The organism is Roseobacter sp. HKCCA0882 (assembly GCF_037805225.1).
GTDB lineage: Bacteria > Pseudomonadota > Alphaproteobacteria > Rhodobacterales > Rhodobacteraceae > M30B80.
Map to the genome: position 1 here is coordinate 1,608,926 of NZ_JBBLYI010000001.1, position 16,436 is coordinate 1,625,361.

Genomic DNA, 16,436 nt, shown 5'->3' on the forward strand with positions numbered 1-16,436 from the left:
AAATTCAAATCGCCGCGTGTGGGGAAGCGCCCCGCACGCGGCTTTTTGTTTGAGACAGACGGCCAGCTTGGCCCAAAAGGAAGGAACGTGAACCCATGTTCAAAAAAATTCTGATTGCCAACCGTGGCGAAATCGCCTGTCGCCTCATCAAAACCGCGCGCAAAATGGGCATCGCCACCGTGGCGATCTATTCCGATGCGGATCGCAACGCGCTGCATGTGCAAATGGCAGATGAGGCGGTGCATATCGGCCCCGCCCCCGCCAATGAAAGCTATATCGTCATCGATAAGGTGATGGCAGCCATCAAGGCAACGGGTGCCGAGGCCGTGCATCCCGGCTATGGGTTCTTGTCCGAAAATAAGAAATTCGCCGAAGCCCTTGAGGCCGCAGGCGTGGCCTTTATCGGGCCACCTGCAGGCGCGATTGAGGCCATGGGGGATAAGATCACCTCAAAGAAACTCGCCCAAGAGGCAGGCGTCTCCACTGTTCCGGGCTATATGGGGCTGATTGAAGATGCTGAAGAAGCGGTGAAAATCAGCAATGAGATCGGCTATCCCGTGATGATCAAGGCCTCCGCAGGCGGCGGCGGCAAGGGGATGCGAATTGCATGGAATGATGATGAGGCACGCGAAGGGTTCCAATCCTCCAAGAATGAAGCAGCAAATTCCTTTGGGGATGACCGCATCTTTATCGAGAAATTCGTAACCCAGCCGCGCCATATCGAAATTCAGGTTCTCGCCGATGGTCACGGGAATTGCGTCTATTTAGGCGAGCGCGAATGTTCAATCCAACGCCGCAACCAAAAAGTGATCGAAGAAGCCCCCTCGCCCTTCTTGGATGAAGCCACCCGCAAATCCATGGGCGAGCAGGCCGTGGCCTTGGCCCAGGCAGTGAATTATACAAGTGCGGGCACAGTGGAATTTATTGTCGATGGCAATCGCAATTTCTACTTCCTTGAGATGAACACCCGTTTGCAGGTGGAGCATCCTGTAACCGAGTTGATCACGGGCGTTGATCTGGTCGAGCAGATGATCCGTGTCGCCTATGGCGAGAAACTGCCTTTCGCGCAAAAGGATGTGACGCTGACAGGTTGGGCCATGGAAAGCCGCCTCTATGCAGAAGACCCGTATCGGAACTTCTTGCCTTCAATCGGCCGCCTGTCCCGCTATCGCCCCCCTGTCGAAGTGGCTGCGGGGCCGCTGTTGGAAAGTGGCAAATGGCAGGGCGATGCCCCCAAGGGCGATACGGCGACACGCAACGATACGGGCGTCTACGAAGGCGGCGAAATCAGCATGTATTACGACCCGATGATCGCCAAGCTGTGCACTTGGGCCCCAACGCGGGCAGAGTCTATCGAAGCCATGCGCCACGCCCTAGACGGGTTCGAGTTGGAGGGGATTGGCCACAACCTGCCGTTCCTCTCTGCCGTGATGGATCATCCGAAATTCGTGTCAGGTGATATGACCACCGCCTTTATCGCCGAGGAATATCCCGAAGGCTTCGAAGGCGTGACCTTGCCTGAGGATCAAATGCGCCGTGTCGTGGCCGCCGCAACCGCAATGTATCGCGTCAGCGAAATCCGCCGCACCCGCGTCTCGGGTCGGATGGACAATCACGAGCGTGCGGTTGGCAATCAATGGGTTGCGCGCATGGGTGAAACAGAATGGCCTGTGACCATTACAGCAGATCATGACGGGGCCACAATTCGCTTTGATGATGGTCAAGACATACGAGTAACATCGGATTGGCGGCCTGGAACGATGTTGGCAAAACTGACTGTTGATGGCGGCCCATTGACTGTGAAAGTGTCAAAAATTCCGCAGGGCTTCCGCGTGCGCACGCGCGGCGCGGATTTCAAACTGTTCATTCGCAGCCCGCGCCAAGCCGAGCTTGCGCGGCTGATGCCTGAAAAGCTGCCCCCAGATACTTCGCGCCTTCTGCTTTGCCCAATGCCAGGATTGATGGTGAAACTCAGCGTTGAGGAAGGCCAAGAAGTGCAAGAGGGTCAGGCCCTTTGCACGGTTGAGGCCATGAAGATGGAAAACATCCTCCGCGCTGAGCGCAAAGGTGTTGTGGCCAAGATCAACGCCGCAGCAGGCGACAGCCTTGCGGTCGATGATGTGATCATGGAGTTCGAATAAATGACCCTTGCCGCCCAAAGCCTAGCGGTTGCGCAACTCGTCCTGACGCAGGGCGAAATTGTCAATCGCGCGGGTCAGTTCGCGCACATCGCGCGGGCTGGGGCGGCGCAGGCCGACACGGCCATCTTTTTGCAAAATCACGACTGCAAAACCACGCGGGCGCAAGGTGCTGCGAATGTCACTTTGGCCATCGGGGTCAGTGTCGATGATCACCACAACATCGCGCTCCAACAACGGGGCGGGGCGCGCCGCAAGCCGCGCCATTTGTTCCGCAAAGCGCGGATCGGCCTCGGTGTCGGCGAAAACAATCAGCGGTCGCGCCGTCCACAGATAGTCATCCAGACTGACATCTTCGGCCCGCAAAATCGGCAACTCTCCCTCCTCATCGGCCCATGCGCCATTGGGGGCGAGTGCCATCCAGACTGTAATCGCAAAGGAAAGAACCCGTTTCATCACGCCTCCTGCTGATGAAAGACATATAGGGCCTAAGCCACGAAACCAAAGGCCGAAGCTACGAGAAACTGCGCCAAACAAGCATTTCCGCCACAAGGATTTGCGCCGCAGATGAAGGACAGAGGAAGACGGATATGACTGTGACCAAAAAAGACTGGCAAGAGCTCGCCTCGAAAGAATTGCGCGACAAGCCGCTTGAGAGTTTGAACAAGGAAACGCTTGAGGGGATCACTGTCCAACCGCTTTATACCCACGAGGACATCCAAGACTTGCCCCATATGGGGAATTTACCCGGATTTGCGCCCTTCACGCGGGGGGTAAAGGCTACGATGTATACGGGCCGCCCTTGGACGATCCGCCAATATGCGGGTTTCTCAACTGCCGAAGAATCAAACGCCTTCTATCGCAAGAACCTTGCAGCGGGGCAGCAGGGCGTCTCGGTCGCCTTCGACCTCGCCACCCATCGCGGCTATGACAGCGACCACCCCCGTGTCGAGGGGGATGTCGGCAAAGCAGGCGTGGCCATTGACAGCGTTGAGGATATGAAAATCCTCTTTGATGGCATCCCGCTCGATCAAGTATCGGTGTCGATGACCATGAATGGGGCCGTTATCCCCATCTTGGCCAATTTCATCGTAGCAGGCGAGGAGCAAGGCGTGTCCCGAGCCGCCCTGTCTGGCACAATCCAGAATGACATCCTCAAAGAATTCATGGTGCGTAACACCTATGTATATCCACCAGAGCCCTCGATGCGGATAGTGGCCGATATCATCGAATATACCTCCAATGAGATGCCAAAATTCAATTCGATCTCAATCTCAGGCTATCACATGCAAGAGGCAGGCGCCAATTTGGTGCAGGAATTGGCCTATACTTTGGCCGATGGCCGCGAATATGTGCGCGCTGCGATTGCGCGCGGCATGAATGTCGACAAATTCGCGGGCCGTCTTAGCTTTTTCTTTGCCATTGGCATGGATTTCTTCATGGAAATCGCCAAGCTGCGCGCCGCACGCCTGCTCTGGTCGCGGATCATGGACGAGTTTGACCCCAAAGATCCCCGCTCGAAAATGCTGCGCACCCATTGCCAGACTTCAGGCGTAAGCCTGCAAGAGCAAGACCCCTATAACAACGTGATCCGCACGGCCTATGAGGCCATGTCAGCGGTGTTGGGCGGGACGCAAAGCCTTCATACCAATGCGCTTGATGAAGCGATTGCGCTGCCCACCGAATTCTCGGCGCGTATCGCGCGCAACACGCAATTGGTGCTGCAAGAAGAAACACGCGTGACCGATGTGGTCGACCCGCTGGCTGGGTCTTACTATGTCGAAAAGCTCACCCATGACCTCGCCGAAGCCGCTTGGAAACTGATTGAGGAAGTTGAAGACATGGGCGGCATGACCAAAGCGGTGGCTTCGGGTCTGCCGAAATTGCGGATCGAGGAATCCGCCGCCAAACGCCAAGCCATGATTGATCGTGGTCAAGAGGTAATCGTGGGCGTCAACAAATATCGCAAAGAAAAAGAAGACCAGATCGACATTCTCGAAGTCGATAATGACAAGGTGCGCGCGTCACAAATCGCGCGGCTTGAACATATCCGCGCCACCCGAGATGGGGCGGCGGTTGAGGCGGCCTTGGCCGAATTGACCCGCCGCGCAGCAGAGGGCGGCAACCTTCTCGAAGCGGCCGTTGATGCGGCACGCGCAAGGGCCAGCGTAGGAGAGATCACCATGGCTATGGAGAAAACATTCGGGCGTCACCGCGCCGAGGTTAAAACTCTCGCAGGGGTCTATGGCGCGGCCTATGAAGGCGATGCGGGCTTTGCACAAATTCAAAAAGATGTCGAAACTTTTGCAGAGGAAGAAGGCCGCCGCCCCCGCATGTTGGTGGTCAAAATGGGCCAAGACGGCCATGATCGTGGCGCTAAGGTGATCGCCACGGCCTTTGCTGATATAGGCTTTGATGTGGATGTCGGCCCCTTGTTCCAAACGCCCGATGAGGCGGCCCAAGATGCCATCGACAATGACGTCCATGTGGTGGGCATTTCCAGTCAGGCGGCAGGTCACAAGACCCTAGCACCCAAATTGATCGCCGCGCTCAAGGCGCAAGGTGCCGAGGAAATCATCGTCATTTGCGGCGGCGTGATCCCGCAGCAAGATTACGACTTTCTCAGGGCCGCAGGGGTCAAGGCAATCTTTGGGCCTGGCACGAACATCCCCGCCGCAGCCGCCGATATTCTGCGCCTTATTCGCGAGGCACGGGGATAGTTTTGCAGCGCGCCTTTGACGAAACCCCTTGAACCACAGGCAGCAATGCCGCAGATGTGAGGAAAGGGAAGTCTGGTTCAAAGGCGCGCGCAATCAATGGCATTGCCAATCAAACAACAAGCAGCGATTTGGGGCGGCATTATTACCGTCTTTTTGGCGCTGTTATGGTTCTTGGGTGATGTCATTCTGCCCTTTTTGACAGGGGGGGCGATTGCCTATTTTCTTGATCCTCTCGCAGATCGGCTTGAGAAATGGGGCCTTGGTCGCGCGGCGGCTACAACCGTGATCTCCTTGGTTGCGCTTTTGGTGGTCGTGGCAGGTATTTTTGTGATCGTTCCACTTTCGGTGGCGCAAGCCACGGCGTTAATCCAATCCGCACCGCAAATATTCAGCGAATTGCAGGCCTTTTTGACCCAACAGTTTCCGTCATTGATGGATGATGGATCGCCTTTGCGCCAATCCTTGATTTCCGTCGGCCAGACCATTCAGGCGCGCGGGGGCGAATTGCTCAATACGGCTCTCACCTCAGCAATCAACGTAGTAAACGCGATCGTGTTTATGGTCGTTGTGCCTGTTGTCGCCTTTTACATGTTGCTCGATTGGGATCGTATGGTGGCCCGTATCGATGAATTGCTGCCCCGCGACCATCGCCCCGTGATCCGTCAAATCGCCACTGATGTGGATCGCACTTTGGCAGGGTTTGTGCGGGGGCAAGGCACAGTGTGTCTCATCTTGGGCACATTTTATGCCATCGCGCTCATGGTGGTTGGTTTGCAATTTGGGCTTGTGGTGGGTTTGATTGCAGGGCTTTTGACCTTTATCCCCTATGTTGGCGCTTTGGTGGGGGGGCTTTTATCCATAGGGCTTGCCCTTTTCCAATTCTGGGGAGATTGGTGGAGCATCGCCGCCATCGCAATCATCTTTCAGGTCGGACAGATGCTTGAGGGCAATGTATTGACCCCGAAACTGGTCGGCTCCTCCGTTGGGTTGCATCCCGTTTGGCTGATCTTCGCGCTCTCGGCCTTTGGGGCGGTGTTTGGCTTTGTCGGGCTTCTGGTTGCTGTGCCAGTGGCCGCAGTAATCGGCGTTTTGGTGCGCTTTGCCATAACCCGCTATCAGGCAAGCCTGCTCTATCGCGGGCTTGAACCCCCGCAGGACGACTGACATGGCCAAACAGATGCAATTTGATCTGCCCTATCGCGCAGCTATGGGGCGGCATGATTTCTTTCTTTCCCCCTGCAACGCGGTTGCGGTCGCAGGCATTGACGCATGGCACCATTGGCCCTTGTCAAAATTGATCTTGATCGGGCCTGAAGGCGCGGGAAAAACCCACCTCGCCCATGTGTTTGCGGCACAATCAGGGGCGCTGATCCACAACGCAACGGGGCTGCAAGAGGCAGACATCCCAAAACTCATGCAAGCCTGTGCTTTGGTGATTGAAGATTGCGACCAAATCGCAGGCGATGCTGCGCGTGAGGAAATGCTGTTTCACCTGCACAATGATGCAGCCAGCCGTCAAGCGCCACTCTTGCTGACCGCTCGCGACAAGCCAGAGGCCTGGGGCATCGCCCTTCCCGATCTTGATAGCCGCTTGCGTCAGACCGATCTGCTGCGCCTTGAGGCCCCAGATGATGCGGCCTTAATGGCGGTCACGATGAAACTGGCCCATGATCGCGGCATCAGCCTGCCTGCATCAGTCCTGCATTACGCGCTGCCCCGCATTGAGCGCAGTTTCAAAGCCGTGATCGATTTTGTGATAGAACTTGATCAACAAGCCCTTTCTGAAGGAAAATCCCCAAGCCTTTCGCATGCCCGTGCAATTCTTGGGATGGAGGGGTGAGCCAATTTTGACTGTCATTGAATTGTGATAGAGAGCCAGTAAAGACGCAGGCATGACACATTTTACAGATTTCCTGAATGCCCCCATGCCTGATCCCGTGACCCTTCCTGAGCGGGAGATCACGGGGCCTAGCCGCTATTTTAACCGCGAATTGAGTTGGTTGGCCTTCAATTGGCGCGTTTTGGATGAGGCGGAAAATCCACGTGTTCCCCTGCTTGAGCGGGTGCGCTTTGTGTCAATCTCGGCAAGCAATCTGGACGAGTTCTACACTGTGCGCGTGGCAGGTTTGCGCGAATTGGCCCATAGTGGCAACACAACCCCAGCTGACGATGGGCGCACCCCGCTTGAACAGCTCAAGCTCATCAACGCGGATGCGCGCAAATTGATGACCTATCAACAACAGGTGTGGCGCAAGCTGAAATCCGAATTAGAGGCCGAAAAGATCACGGTCTGCACCCGAGCCAATCTCAAGGCACGCGACAAGGCAGATCTTGAGGAGATTTTCATCCGCCGCGTCTTTCCAATCTTATCGCCCTTGGCGATTGACCCCGCGCATCCGTTTCCCTTCATCCCAAACGAGGGGTTTGCCCTTGCCCTCCAGATGAAGCGTAGCAAAGATGGGCGGATGTTATCGGCGTTGCTGCCAATCCCTGCGCAAATTGATCGTTTCATTCGACTGCCCGCCGCAGAAGGCCAAGCACGGTTCTTGCCCCTTGAAGAGCTGCTGCTGCTGCATCTTGGCAAATTATTTCCTGGCTATGAGTTGACAGGTTCCTGCACATTCCGCGTCCTGCGCGACAGCGATTTGGAGGTTGAGGAAGAAGCCGAAGATTTGGTGCGTGAATTTGAAACCGCCCTCAAACGCCGCCGCCGTGGCGAAGTGGTGCGCCTTCAAATCAGCGCGGGCGCGCCCGAAGATCTGCGCGATGAGATCATCGACCAATTGGGCGTGGATGACACTGAGATTGTCGAAGTGCGCGGCATGATTGGCCTTGTGCATCTCAAGGAGTTGGTGATTGACGAGCGGCCCGATTTGCTGTGGCCCGCCTTTGCCCCGCGCGTGCCAGAACGGGTGCAGGATTTTGAAGGCGATATGTTCGCCGCAATCCGCCAAAAAGATATGCTTTTGCATCACCCCTATGAAACCTTTGACATGGTGATCCGCTTCCTCGCGCAGGCCGCGCGCGACCCGAATGTTGTGGCGATCAAACAGACGCTGTATCGCACCTCAAATGAAAGCCCGATTGTGGCGGCCCTGTGTGAAGCGGCGGAAAACGGCAAGTCAGTTACGGCCCTTGTCGAGTTGAAAGCCCGTTTTGACGAGGCCGCCAATATTCGGCAGTCACGCAAACTCGAGCGCGCAGGCGCCCATGTGATCTATGGCTTCATCAACTATAAAACCCATGCCAAGATCAGCTCGGTTGTGCGCCGTGAGGGTGACCGATTGGTGACCTATACCCATTATGGGACAGGCAATTATCACCCGATCACGGCGCGGATTTACACTGACCTTAGCCTCTTTACCTGTGATGATTCTTTGGGGCGCGATGCGGTCAAAGTGTTTAATTATGTAGGCGGCTATGCCGAACCTGAGGGACTGGAAAACCTGTCCATCTCGCCCATCAACCTAAAATCGCGCATCTTAGAGGAAATCGATGCCGAGATTGCCCATGCAAAAGCGGGTCGCCCTGCGATGATGTGGGCCAAGATGAACAGTCTCATCGACCCCGATGTGATTGACGCGCTGTATCGCGCATCTCAGGCAGGGGTGCGAATTGATCTCGTGCTGCGCGGCATTTGCGGCTTGCGTCCCAATATCAAAGGGCTATCTGAAAATATCCGCGTCAAATCTATCGTGGGTCGCTTTCTAGAACATTCCCGTATCGTTTGCTTTGGAAATGGGGCGGGGCTGCCTTCGAAAAAGGCACGGGTCTATATTTCTTCTGCTGACTGGATGGGCCGCAATCTCGGTCGCCGCGTAGAGACTTTGGTCGAATGTAAAAACCCGACTGTAAAGGCGCAGATTGTCAGCCAAATTATGGCGGCGAATATGGCAGATGTCGCGCAATCTTGGATGTTGCAGCCCGATGGAAGTTTCCTGCGCCCTGACCTCAGCGTGATTGACCAACCCTTCAATTGTCACCGCTTTTTTATGGAAAACCCATCCCTTTCAGGGCGGGGGTCTGCGGGGGCAAATGATGTGCCCGAATTGACCCATACAGAAGATTGACGCAAGACCACGCTTTGTGAAACAACCAATTCCATGAGTATCGTGGTGCCCGCTGAGAAATCCGAATTGGTGGTTGAGGATCATCCTGAATGGGGGCCTTTCGGCGCGCCTCTTTTTGATGCCGATCATGCCCGTTCGCTCTCGCGGGTGGGGGTTATCGACATCGGCTCAAACTCTGTGAGGATGGTGGTGTTTGATGGGGCCGCCCGCAGCCCTGCCTATTTCTACAATGAAAAAATTCTCTGTGGTTTAGGGGAAGGCTTTGCAGAAACGGGGCGCTTGAACCCAGAAGGCCGCCAGCGCGCCCTTGTCGCGCTGCGCCGCTTTGCCACGCTGTGCAAGGGCATGGGGGTGGCACCTCTTTTGACTGTGGCCACTGCGGCGGTGCGCGATGCTCAAGATGGCGCGGACTTCCGCAAAGATGTGCTCGATCAAACAGGCCTCGCGATCCGCATCGTAACAGGCGAAGAGGAGGCCCGTCTTTCTGCGCAGGGCGTTCTCTTAGGATGGCCCGGGGCCTATGGGTTGATCTGCGATATTGGTGGCTCATCAATGGAATTGGCCGCCCTTGAAGGCGGCGGCAGCATCGGGCGGCGCAGATCGGTGGATCTTGGGCCGCTGAAGCTGATGGGGATCACAGGCGGCAAACGCGCAATCAAGGCGCATATCAAAGCACGCATTGCTGATCTCAAGGCTGAATTTCCCGAAGATCACCAAAGGCTGTTCTTAGTCGGCGGATCATGGCGCGCTATCGCGCGGGTCGATATGGAGCGGCGCGGCTACCCGCTTAAGGTTTTGCATGAATATCGCATGACACCAAAGACCATTCTTGAAACAATTAAATATATTGCCAAGACCGACATCGAGACGCTGCGCGCACAGACAGGCACCAGTCTTGAACGTCTGCGCCTTGTGCCCCTTGCGGCGATCGTGCTGAAGGAATTGCTGCGGCAGTTGAAACCACGCGATGTGGCCATCTCAAGCTATGGCATCCGCGAAGGTCTGCTCTATGAACAAATGTCCGAAGAGCTGCGCCAACGCGACCCGCTGATCGAGGCCGCCCGCCACGCCGAGGCCATGTCAGCCCGCATTCCAGGGTTTGGGCGCAAACTATATCATTTTGTTGAGCCGCTTTTTCCACAGGCAAAGCCTGCAAAAAAGCGACTGATCCGTGCGGCGTGCTTGCTGCATGATGTCTCATGGCGCGCACATCCCGACTATCGGGCCGAGACATGTTTTGACAATGCAACGCGCGCCAATTTGGGCGGGCTCGCCCATTGGGAACGCGTCTATTTGGGTCTTGCCCTATTGCATCGGTATAAATCGAACCGCGAGGCGACACATTTTGACACCAATCTCTTGACCCTTTTGCGCGAGGTGGAAGTGCAAGAGGCCGAGATTTTGGGGCGCGCCATGCGCTTTGGGGCGATGCTTACCTTGGAAAAACCGCTGGATCATTGCTATCTCGAAGTGAACAGGCGGCGCAAAAAATTGATCCTACATTTGCTCAGTGATGCAGCGGATGATCTATTTGGCGAGGTCGCCCAAGCGCGTTTCGGGGCTTTGGCCTTGTCTATGGGTCTTACGCCCGCCGTCACCGATGAGCGCAGCAGCCGATGATCCGCGCCAAACCCCGTTTGGCCGTGCGCGGCCTGTTGGTGGTGGCAGACAAGCTGTTGCTTGTGAATGCCTATAAGGAGCGTGAAGGGGCGCTTTATTGCGCCCCGGGCGGTGGGGTTGAGGCAGGCCAATCCCTTCCCGAAAACCTGCAGCGCGAATTTCACGAAGAAACGGGGCTGACAGTTGAGGTAGCTGCGCCCTGCTTGGTCAACGAGTTCCACGACCCTCAAGGCACATTTCATCAGGTCGACATTTATTTTCATGTGACCCATATCGCAGGCAATCTTACGGGAGAGTGGCGCGATCCTGAGGGTGTGGTGAGCGAAAGGCGCTGGGTGACGCGCACAGAGCTTGCGACCCTACAGGTGAAACCTGATAGCCTTGCACGCGTTGCATGGGATGGCGAGATCATGATCTATGACGCGCTAGAGCCAATTCTGCGCTAAGACGCTTTATGCGCGCCCGTCAGACCATAGGCCACGCCACCAATGACCACGAGGCTTGCAGCGATCAAATGCAGCGTCAAAACCTCGTCCAATAGCAGCACACCGCCCAAAATTGCCAAAGGCGGAACACTGAGCTGCGCAAGCCCTGCGCGGGCGGCACCCAGATGCGGCAAGATCGTATACCACAGCGCATAGCCCATTCCCGAAGTCACCGCACCTGACAGGATCGCCAAACCCCGCCCCGTTACATCGGCAGTCTGACCTTCGGGAAGGGGAAACAAGAACAGGGCCAAGGCGCAAAGGCCAAAGGCAATCCAAAAATTCACGGCTGTTTCAGGGATCGGGTCGCGGGCCTTTCGCCCCAAAAGCGAATAGCCCCCCCATCCTAACCCTGCGACCGCAATTGCGGTGACCGCATCTAGCGGCAAAGTGATCTGCCCTTCTGGCAGAAGCAACCAAACCAACCCTGCAAGCGCGACAGCCGCGCCCCCCAAGCGGCGGGGTGACACCCCCTCCCCCAAAAGGAGCGATCCTGAAAACATGGTCAATTGCACCGCGCCAAAGAGCAGCAAAGTGCCCAAGCCCGCATCCAATTTCAAATAGGCCAATGAAAAGCCCAACATATAGGTCGCAAGGCAAAACCCGCCCGCAAGACGCATCTTGGGATTGGCGCGCGCAATCGTCAGAAACTTCCGCCCGCATAAAATCACACTCAGGCCAAGCAGCGTCACAGCGCCCGCAGCCACACGCCAAATTGCGAAATCCCCAACGCCGATATGCCCTCCCGCCACAGCCATACGGTTCAGCACAGAATTGGCAGCAAAAGCAATCAAGGTCAGAAAGGCCGCGAGGATCAACCGCGTCATGACAACAGCCTTTGCACAATATCCCCGCGCGCATAGGCAATCTGCCCGCCCGCGATTGTGGCGGCCACCGCATGGCTTTTGGCATCTAGGATGACAAAATCGGCGCGCTTGGCCGTGGCAATCACACCACGATCCTCCAAACCCAAAAGCCGCGCAGGGCCAGAGGACACGAGCGCCCAAGCCTCTGTCAAACCCATTCCCCCTTGCCACAAAGTCAGCGCGGCGCGCAGCAAAGCAGGGTAGTGGTAATCTGACGCCAAAGCATCGACCAAACCCGCTTCGACCAAAAGCCGCGCAGAGACCTTGCCCGCATGCGACCCGCCACGCAGAACATTGGGCGCCCCCATCACTACGCCATGGCCTTCTGTGCGCGCGGCCTTTGCAGCTTCGACTGTTTCAGGAAATTCCGCCAAGCTGACCCCAATCTCCGAGAATTGCGCATGGGCGGCGGGGGTTGCGTCATCATGGCTGCCCATCACCACCCCAAGTTCAGAAAGGTGTCCCGCCAGATCACGCAATGCAGGCATCACTTCGGGCTTTCGGGCATGGAGGCTGTGCAGAAACGCGAGGTGCGCCTCGGGCGAGCGGCCTGCCTTAAGCGCCTGCCCCGTCAAACGCGGCGGGCGTTTTCCCGCCGCTAAGGCCTCATGCGGCAGATGATCATTAAACACCACGCAAGCGATTTGGTAATCGCGCACCAAGTCTAAAATTGCGGCGTAATGGTCAACCATATTCATATCAACGCGCAATTGCAGACGCAAATCACAAATCAAGCCCTGCGCATCTTGCAAGGCGCGGGCCATGGCGGCGGCGAAATCGGGGCCGCGCATCCCCCCTTCCCAAGAGTAGAATTGTGCAAGCATGGCTGTCGTTATCCCATTGGCCGCCAACTCCGCCTCGATGGGACGTATCCCCTCGCGCGGGTCAACAACGGCCCCACGGCGGGGCGCAACATGGCGTTCGAACCCATCGCCATGGAAATCGACCAATCCCGGCAAGATGATATAGCCAGATAGATCAATACAGCGCGAGCCTTGATCTTGGGTGATGACCCCCTCCGCCATGCTCACAGGGCGCGGCGCAAGCCCCTCAGGGCCCAAGACCTCAGCCCCCATTAGCGTTAGGTTCAGACCCAGCATGCGCCCTATCCCACAGATGGATCGCGCCAGCGATTGACGATTGGATAGCGCCGATCCAACCAGAATGCGCGGGACGTCAGCCGCGCCCCCGGTGCGGATTGAAAGCGCTTATATTCCGAAATGTAGATCAGATGCTCAATCCGCTTGACTGTCGCGACATCAAACCCTTGTGCAACCAAATCTGCAACGCTTGCCTCATGATCTATCAGCCCCTCAAGGATGGCATCCAAAACCTCATATGGCGGCAAGCTATCCTCGTCTTTTTGATCATCGCGCAGTTCAGCCGATGGCGGCTTTTCAATCACCGACACAGGCATCACAGGCCCATCTGGCCCTTTCATCCAAGCGCGGTGGTTGGCATTGCGCCAATGGCATGTTGCAAAGACGCGCGTTTTATAAAGGTCTTTGATCGGGTTATAGCCCCCTGCCATGTCGCCATAGATGGTGGCATAACCTACCGCGACCTCGGATTTATTACCTGTGGTCAACAACATTTCGCCAAATTTATTCGACAACGCCATCAGAAGAACCCCGCGCAAACGGGATTGGATGTTTTCCTCGGTCAAATCTGGATCGCGGCCTGCAAAGAGCGGCGCAAGCGTGGCCTCAACCGCCTCTTTCGGGGCCTCAATCGGCAAACTGTCAAGCGTGACCCCAAGCATCTGGGCCACATCGCGGGCATCATCAAGCGAAGCCTGCGAGGTATAGCGCGAAGGCAGCATCACGCAATGCACGTTTTCAGGGCCAATGGCATCGGCGGCAATGGCCGCAACCAAGGCCGAATCCACCCCGCCCGACAGACCCAAAACCGCGCGAGAAAACCCTGCCTTGGCCATGTAATCACGCAGACCCAAAACCATCGCGTGGTAATCCGCCTCGATGTCATCGGGCAGGCACGTCAGGTCAGTCTTGTCAATCTGCCAGCCCTCAGCCCCCTCTCGAAGTGTCAGATGGGTCATGCCTTCTTCAAAGGCGGGCATCTGCGCCACCAAGGCCCCGCCTTGGTTCAAGGCGAAACTGGCACCATCAAAAATCTGATCATCTTGTCCACCGACAAGGTTCAGATAGATCAATGGCAGGCCCGTCTCGATCACGCGCGCGACCATATGGGTCTGCCGCAATCCCATCTTGCCGCAATGATAGGGCGAGCCATTGGTGACAAGCAAAACCTCTGATCCTGCTTCGGCGAGCGTCTCGGTAATGTCCTCATGCCACGCATCTTCACAAATCGGGATACCGATCCGCACAGGGCCAATGCGCACGGGGCCAGACGGATTGCCTGACTTGAAATACCGCTTTTCGTCAAAAACGCTGTCATTAGGCAAATGATGTTTATTGATCCGCGCAATCTGCACGCCGCCTTGCAAAATGACATAGGCGTTGTTGATACCCCCGCCTTCGGCAGGCAAAGGCAGACCAATCCCACAGGCAGGGCCATCCTTGGTGGCCTCTGCCAAATCTTCCAAGGCCTGCACGACTGAGGCCAAGAAAGCGGGCCGCGTGACAAGGTCTTGCAACTGATAGCCCGTCAACGCCATTTCGGGGAACACCACCAAATCAGCCCCCGCATCCCGCGCTTTGGCCCAATAAGCCAAGACCTTTTGTGCATTGCCTGCGAGGTCACCGACTGTGGGGTTAATCTGCGCAACACTCAAACAAAACCGAGACGCCATTTGCCTGTGCCTTCCCTACTCACTCACCCGAGGTTCTAGCAGATCAAACCCGCAGGCCAAGGCCATTGCGCATATTGATCGCACCCAAAGGCGCAAAAGACGTTGCGAGATGAGGCGGGCTTCAATAGTTTCTTTTACAAGGCCAGAGTAAGCAGATGGGACATTTGCTAAATATGCGAAACAAAATGCGCCCCTTGGAAAGGACAGCACAGGCAGCTTTGCTTGGTCTTTTTTTTGGATTGGCGCCGCAGAGCGGGCTTGCCCAAGAGGGCGAAATCATCCGTGACGAACAGCGATATGACAATGGCGCGATCTATCGCGGGCAATTCCGCAACGGGCTGCAACACGGGACGGGCACCTATACTTTGCCCAATGGGTATGAATATACGGGGCAGTGGGTTGATGGCCAAATTATGGGCGAAGGCCGCGCAACCTTTCCTGATGGGTCGGTCTATGAAGGTGCGTTTGTGGCGGGCAAACCCAATGGCCAAGGCAAGATCACCTTTGTCGATGGATCAACCTATACAGGCACTTGGGCAGACGGCCTCATGTCAGGCGAAGGGCGCGCCTTTTATTCCAACGGACTGACCTATACGGGCAGCTTTGTCGTGGGCCTTCAAGAGGGACAGGGACGGCTGTCCAACACCGATGGTTATGTCTATGAAGGTGGGTGGCAATCGGGCCAGAAGCATGGCCAAGGAAGCCTCACTTTCCCAGATGGCTCAACATATGTGGGGGAATTTCTCAACGACATGCGCCACGGCGCAGGACGTTTGGAAACCTCGGATGGCATGGTGTTTGAGGGCGCATGGGAAAATGATCAGATCAACGGTCAAGGCAGCCTGACCCAACCCAATGGCGATATCTATGAGGGCGGTTTAGTCAATGGCGCGCGCCAAGGCCAAGCCGTGGTGCGCTATGCGAATGGCGATTTCTATGAGGGCGAATTTCTCAATGACCGCCGCCATGGCCAAGGTCGTTTCACAGGGCATCAGGGGCTTGTTTATGAAGGCGAATGGGTCGAAGGGCGCATTGAGGGGCAAGGCGTGATGACCTACCCAGATGGGGTGGTCTATGCTGGCGGATTTGAAAATGATTTGGCCCATGGGACGGGAACCATAACCTATCCTGACGGCACCAAATACGAGGGCGATTGGGTCGCGGGGGCGATGCAAGGCTTTGGCATTGCGGAATATGCCGATGGGTTGCGCTATGAGGGCCAGTTCCTCAATGGGCGCCAACACGGCCAAGGGGTAATGACCTCAACCAACGGCTATCGCTACGAGGGCGGATGGAACGCAGGCCTGCGCGAGGGGGAAGGGATCACAACCTATCCTGATGGCAGCAGCTATCGTGGGCAATTCGTAGGCGGGGCGCGCGAAGGCATAGGCCGCCTCGAGATGGCCGATGGGTTTACCTATGAGGGCGCTTGGCGCGCAGGTGAAATCACAGGCCAAGGCGTGGCGCGCTATCGCTCGGGCGATGTTTATGAAGGGACGTTTGAAAACGGTACCCGCCAAGGTCAAGGGCGACTGACCTACGCCACGGGCCAAGTGGTAGAAGGACTGTGGGAAAACGGCCAATTAGTGGGCGCGGGGGCGGCGGATTTGCCACCTGCCCCCGAAACCCCTGATGTCAGCGAACCGCAATCGCAGTAAAATCAGGCTGCAATCAGCCCCATGCTTTCGAGTTTCAACAGCACCTGCTGCGCGCAGTAATCCACCTCCGTGCCTTCGGTATCGACCACCAATTCTGCAGCGGTTG

12 protein-coding genes are annotated in these 16,436 nt (G+C 56.5%); 8 read left to right on the top strand and 4 right to left on the bottom strand.

Annotated features, from left to right (window positions below):
• Nucleotides 1-95 precede the first annotated feature (95 nt).
• Nucleotides 96-2,141 carry an acetyl/propionyl/methylcrotonyl-CoA carboxylase subunit alpha gene (locus AAC622_RS08175; protein WP_340261329.1) on the top strand — a complete coding sequence of 682 codons (2,046 nt, stop codon included), beginning with the start codon at nucleotides 96-98 and terminating at the stop codon, nucleotides 2,139-2,141.
• A 21-nt stretch (nucleotides 2,142-2,162) separates the two neighbouring features.
• On the opposite strand, the gene AAC622_RS08180 is transcribed toward AAC622_RS08175, so the two are convergent.
• Complete coding sequence (locus tag AAC622_RS08180) at nucleotides 2,163-2,594, bottom strand: DUF4174 domain-containing protein (RefSeq protein WP_340261331.1); 432 nt, start codon at nucleotides 2,592-2,594, stop codon at nucleotides 2,163-2,165.
• 134 nt (nucleotides 2,595-2,728) lie between these two features.
• Between AAC622_RS08180 and scpA the strand changes: the two genes are divergently transcribed.
• The 6 genes from scpA (at nucleotide 2,729) to AAC622_RS08210 (ending at nucleotide 10,994) form a co-directional block, all read left to right on the top strand.
• Nucleotides 2,729-4,858: a methylmalonyl-CoA mutase gene (gene scpA, locus AAC622_RS08185; protein ID WP_340261334.1), complete on the top strand. Its 2,130-nt coding sequence runs from the start codon at nucleotides 2,729-2,731 to the stop codon at nucleotides 4,856-4,858.
• 96 nt (nucleotides 4,859-4,954) lie between these two features.
• Nucleotides 4,955-6,022 carry an AI-2E family transporter gene (locus tag AAC622_RS08190; RefSeq protein ID WP_340261336.1) on the top strand — a complete coding sequence of 356 codons (1,068 nt, stop codon included), beginning with the start codon at nucleotides 4,955-4,957 and terminating at the stop codon, nucleotides 6,020-6,022.
• Nucleotide 6,023: 1 nt separating this feature from the next.
• Complete coding sequence (locus tag AAC622_RS08195; protein ID WP_340261338.1) at nucleotides 6,024-6,698, top strand: DnaA ATPase domain-containing protein; 675 nt, start codon at nucleotides 6,024-6,026, stop codon at nucleotides 6,696-6,698.
• 52 nt (nucleotides 6,699-6,750) lie between these two features.
• A complete protein-coding gene (locus tag AAC622_RS08200; protein ID WP_340261340.1) occupies nucleotides 6,751-8,928 on the top strand; it encodes an RNA degradosome polyphosphate kinase in 2,178 nt (725 codons plus the stop codon).
• A gap of 33 nt (nucleotides 8,929-8,961) precedes the next feature.
• A complete protein-coding gene (locus AAC622_RS08205; protein ID WP_340261342.1) occupies nucleotides 8,962-10,548 on the top strand; it encodes a Ppx/GppA family phosphatase in 1,587 nt (528 codons plus the stop codon).
• Nucleotides 10,545-10,994 carry an NUDIX domain-containing protein gene (locus AAC622_RS08210; protein WP_340261344.1) on the top strand — a complete coding sequence of 150 codons (450 nt, stop codon included), beginning with the start codon at nucleotides 10,545-10,547 and terminating at the stop codon, nucleotides 10,992-10,994. Before AAC622_RS08205 ends, AAC622_RS08210 begins: the two co-directional genes overlap by 4 nt.
• Here AAC622_RS08210 and AAC622_RS08215 read toward each other — a convergent pair.
• Genes AAC622_RS08215 through AAC622_RS08225 form a run of 3 tightly spaced genes read right to left on the bottom strand, consistent with a single transcriptional unit; the run spans nucleotide 10,991 to nucleotide 14,672 of the window.
• Nucleotides 10,991-11,860, bottom strand: coding sequence for a DMT family transporter (locus AAC622_RS08215; protein WP_340261346.1), 870 nt, complete (start codon nucleotides 11,858-11,860; stop codon nucleotides 10,991-10,993). The two genes, AAC622_RS08210 and AAC622_RS08215, sit on opposite strands and share 4 nt — an antisense overlap.
• On the bottom strand, nucleotides 11,857-12,999 hold the full coding sequence (locus AAC622_RS08220) for an alpha-D-ribose 1-methylphosphonate 5-triphosphate diphosphatase (protein ID WP_340261349.1): 1,143 nt from the start codon (nucleotides 12,997-12,999) through the stop codon (nucleotides 11,857-11,859). The genes AAC622_RS08215 and AAC622_RS08220 overlap by 4 nt, the downstream gene beginning before the upstream one ends.
• A gap of 5 nt (nucleotides 13,000-13,004) precedes the next feature.
• Entirely contained in the window at nucleotides 13,005-14,672 is a 1,668-nt protein-coding gene (locus tag AAC622_RS08225; RefSeq protein WP_340261351.1) for an NAD+ synthase, read from the bottom strand.
• 173 nt (nucleotides 14,673-14,845) lie between these two features.
• Here AAC622_RS08225 and AAC622_RS08230 point away from each other — a divergent pair, with 173 nt between their 5' ends.
• Nucleotides 14,846-16,330 (top strand): 2-isopropylmalate synthase, encoded by a 1,485-nt coding sequence (locus AAC622_RS08230; RefSeq protein WP_445322608.1) that lies wholly within the window; start codon nucleotides 14,846-14,848, stop codon nucleotides 16,328-16,330.
• Nucleotides 16,331-16,436 lie beyond the last annotated feature (106 nt).